This window comes from Thalassobacter sp. (assembly GCF_982993085.1).
Window position 1 is genome coordinate 1 of record NZ_CEZFMW010000193.1, and the last position, 3601, is coordinate 3601.

Below are 3601 nucleotides of genomic sequence, written 5' to 3' on the forward strand. Positions count from 1 at the left end.
GCCAAAAGGCACGCTCAGAGGCGGCTAAGAAGCAGGCTTGCGTCTAGGAGAGCGTTGGCTCTGCCGGTGGGGATATGTGGACGCTGTGTCATAGGGCGTCATCATACGTCTGCGATGCGGTTTGAAAAGAGGTTAAATCAAATTGTCTTGAGAAACCCCCGCGCTAGGTGCGGGTCATGGAAAAAGCATTGGTGATAGGAGCGTCCGGCGGGATCGGGCAGGCGTTGGTGGCCGAATTGGCGCAGCGCTATGAAGTAACAGCCCTTTCGCGCAGCAAGGACGGGCTAGACGTGACCGATGAGGCCAGTGTTTCGGCCGCTTTGGGCGCGTTAGAGGGGCCGTTTGCGCGGATCATCGTGGCCACTGGCGCGCTTGAAATTGATGGCCATCAACCCGAGCGGACGATCAAAGCGCTTGAGCCAGAGGCGATGATGGCGCAATTCCGGCTCAACACTTTGGGGCCCGCGCTGGTGCTGAAACATGTTTGGCGGTTGATTCCGCGCAAATCGCCCAGCGTGATTGCGGTTTTATCCGCGCGCGTCGGCAGTATCGGCGATAACCAAATCGGCGGCTGGGTCAGTTACCGCACCGCCAAGGCGGGGGTGAACCAAGTCATCCACACCGCCGCGATTGAACTGGCGCGAACGCACACACAGGCCTGTCTGATAGCACTCCATCCCGGTACTGTGGCCACGCCGTTTACGCAGAAATATCTGGGCCGTTACCCCTCGGTTCCCCCGCACGAAGCCGCCGCCAACATCAGTCATGTGCTGGATGCGCGCGGCCCCCAAGACACAGGCCAATTCTACGATTGGGCCAATACACAGGTGCCGTGGTGAAACTTATCTTGGTGCTGGGCGACCAGCTGTCCCCCGAACTCAGCGCGCTGCGTGAGGCTAATAAAACCCGCGACGTGGTGGTCATGGCCGAGGTCATGGAAGAGGCATCCTACGTCCCCCATCATCCCAAAAAGATCGCCTTTCTTTTCGCCGCCATGCGCAAATTCGCTGCCGAACTGCGGGCCGATGGCTGGAACGTGCGCTATTTCACGCTGGATGACGGCCATACCAGTATCGTGTCGGCCCTGTTGGCCGTCGCAGGCGATACCGGCGCGGCCGAGGTGCTGGCCACGGAACCCGGCGAATGGCGCGTGATTTCCGCGCTAGAGGACAGTCCCGTGCCGGTGCACCAGTTCCCAGACGACAGGTTTCTGTGCAGTCACACCGAATTCGACGCATGGGCCGAGGGGCGCAAACAGCTCCGGATGGAGTATTTCTATCGCGATATGCGCCGCAAAACCGGGCTGTTGATGGAGGGTGACCAGCCCGAAGGGGGCAAGTGGAACTACGATCACGACAACCGTAAACCCGCCCCCGATGAGGTCACGCACGAAGGCCCGCTTCAGTTCCAAACTGACGCCACCACGCGTGAAGTGCTGGATCTGGTTGAGGCGCGGTTCGCGGACAACTTCGGCACGCTGCGGCCATTTTCTTTTGCGACGGACCGAGCCGGTGCACGGGCGGCGCTCCAGCATTTCATCGACCACGCCTTGCCTAAATATGGCGACTTTCAGGATGCGATGCTTACGGACAATCGCTTTCTCTACCACTCGGTCATTTCGATGTATATCAACGCAGGCCTTCTGCCGTGGCGCGAAGCCTGCGATGCCGTCGAAGCAGCCTACAGGGCAGGACATGCGCCCCTGAACGCGGTTGAGGGGTTTATCCGACAGATTATCGGGTGGCGCGAATACATGCGCGGCATCTATTTCCGCGAAGGCCCCGATTACATGCACCGCAACGTGCTGGGCCACACCCGCAAACTGCCCGCACTATATTGGGGCGCCGACACGCGAATGAAATGTATGTCCACCGCCGTCGCCGCCACCCGCGATGAGGCCTACGCCCACCATATCCAACGGCTCATGGTGACGGGGAACTTTGCGCTCTTGGCGGGGATTGATCCGTTTGAAGTGCACGAATGGTATCTTGCGGTCTATGCGGATGCCTACGAATGGGTCGAAGCCCCCAATGTTATTGGCATGAGCCAATTTGCCGACGGCGGCATCGTGGGGTCCAAGCCCTATGTGTCGGGGGGCAACTACATCAACAAGATGTCGGACCACTGCAAAACCTGCGCCTATAAGGTGAAGGAAAAGGTCGGCGATGATGCCTGTCCGTTCAATGCACTCTACTGGGCGTTTCTCAATCGTCACCGGGAACGGTTCGCCAAAAACCCGCGTATGGCACAGATGTACCGGACGTGGGACCGGATGGACGACACGCACTGCGCCGAGGTTTTGGATCGTGCGGAACGGTTCCTTGCGAAGATGGAGCAAGGCGAAAGCGTTTAGACTTTTCCGCATAAATCCCGCGAGCGTGCCCATATTTCGCCACCCTTGCCTGTCACCTTTGCACCATCGAGAACACAAAAACGGGCAGAACTCTCATGTTTGCAAAACTGATCCGCAGCGTCACAGGCGACGCAGACAAACGCGCCCAAGATGCGCAAACCGTTGCTGCCGCCGCTCTGCGCAAGCTAGAGGCCGCAGCAGAGGCTGAGGCGAATGCGCTGCGCGGTTCCGGCTCATGGGATACGGATTACATGCCCGCGCAGGAAATGCAGCCCCTGCCACGCACGGCACCAGCGGCACCCAAGCCGCCCGCCCGTGTGGCGATCCATGCCATGCGTCTGATGACACCCGGCCATCTGGCGGTGTTCAACATGATTACCGACCGGCTTGAGGTTGAGGCTCCCGATATGACCCTCCATGCACAGGTGTCGCTGGATGCGTTCCTGCATGTGGATCGTCGTGCGGCGCAAACCGACCAAGATGCGGTGCGCGCAGGATTTGTGGCGCAACGGGTGGATATCTTGATCCTCGATGACGCAGGGCTGCCGGTTGCAGCACTCGACTTTGTTGGCAACGCGCGGGATGCGGGGCCATTGGCCGATGCAAAAGCCGCCGCATTAGAGGAAGCCGGGATCGGCTACGTCACCGCCAACGAACTAACTGCGCCAGACGATATCTGGACGCAGGTGTTCGCGCATCTCTACCTAGAGGATGATGACCTGCCCCAAGCCAAGCCTTCGGACGTCGCGGTCTAGCCGTCGTTGCCGCTGTCGGGCGTGGCCGCATCTGACGGGGCCTCGTCTGACGGGGCGTCGTCTGAGGGCGGCTCATCAGCGGGAGCTTCAGCTTCGGTAGGGGCCTCAGCAGCGGTGCCGACCTGTGGCGTTGGGTCGGTTTCCTGCGCCGGGGCCTCCGTTTCGGCGGCCAATGCGGACAGGCGTCCCTGATCCCACTCACCGCTTTCGATCTCGCCGGTGGCGTACCGCATGGTGCCGGGGCCCTGACGTTTGCCCTTGGCAAAACTGCCTTCATATACGTCGCCGTTTGAATAGGTCGCCGTGCCTTGGCCGTGAATCTCACCGGCCTGCCAGCCGCCCTGATAGACAAAGCCATCCGCCATCGTGATCTTGCCCTCACCGTCGCGCTGGCCTTGCTCAAATGTCCCGACATAGATCGTGCCATCTGCATACGTGGCGGTGCCCATGCCGTGGCGCAGCCCGTCTTCCCACGCGCCGTCATAGCGGTAGC

4 protein-coding genes are annotated in these 3601 nt (G+C 60.6%); 3 read left to right on the forward strand and 1 reads right to left on the reverse strand.

Annotated features, from left to right (window positions below; genetic code table 11):
* Nucleotides 1-176: 176 nt before the first annotated feature.
* From AC4GMC_RS17660 to AC4GMC_RS17670, 3 genes are all read left to right on the forward strand, one after another.
* A complete protein-coding gene (locus AC4GMC_RS17660; RefSeq protein ID WP_487878758.1) occupies nt 177-839 on the forward strand; it encodes an SDR family NAD(P)-dependent oxidoreductase in 663 nt (220 codons plus the stop codon).
* Nucleotides 836-2353 (forward strand): cryptochrome/photolyase family protein, encoded by a 1518-nt coding sequence (locus tag AC4GMC_RS17665; RefSeq protein WP_487878759.1) that lies wholly within the window; start codon nt 836-838, stop codon nt 2351-2353. Before AC4GMC_RS17660 ends, AC4GMC_RS17665 begins: the two co-directional genes overlap by 4 nt.
* 95 nt (nt 2354-2448) lie before the next feature.
* Nucleotides 2449-3108, forward strand: coding sequence for a DUF2726 domain-containing protein (locus AC4GMC_RS17670; protein WP_490391490.1), 660 nt, complete (start codon nt 2449-2451; stop codon nt 3106-3108).
* Here the strand turns inward: AC4GMC_RS17670 and AC4GMC_RS17675 are convergent.
* The coding region (locus AC4GMC_RS17675) for an MORN repeat-containing protein (protein ID WP_490391491.1) at nt 3105-3601 on the reverse strand (497 nt) is incomplete at its 5' end. The genes AC4GMC_RS17670 and AC4GMC_RS17675 overlap by 4 nt on opposite strands.

What these genes read in the sequence shown, in the direction of transcription:
- AC4GMC_RS17670 (WP_490391490.1), top strand. Translation starts at nt 2,449, where the DNA reads ATGTTTGCAAAACTGATCCGCAGCGTCACAGGCGACGCAGACAAACGC.
- AC4GMC_RS17660 (WP_487878758.1), top strand. Translation starts at nt 177, where the DNA reads ATGGAAAAAGCATTGGTGATAGGAGCGTCCGGCGGGATCGGGCAGGCG.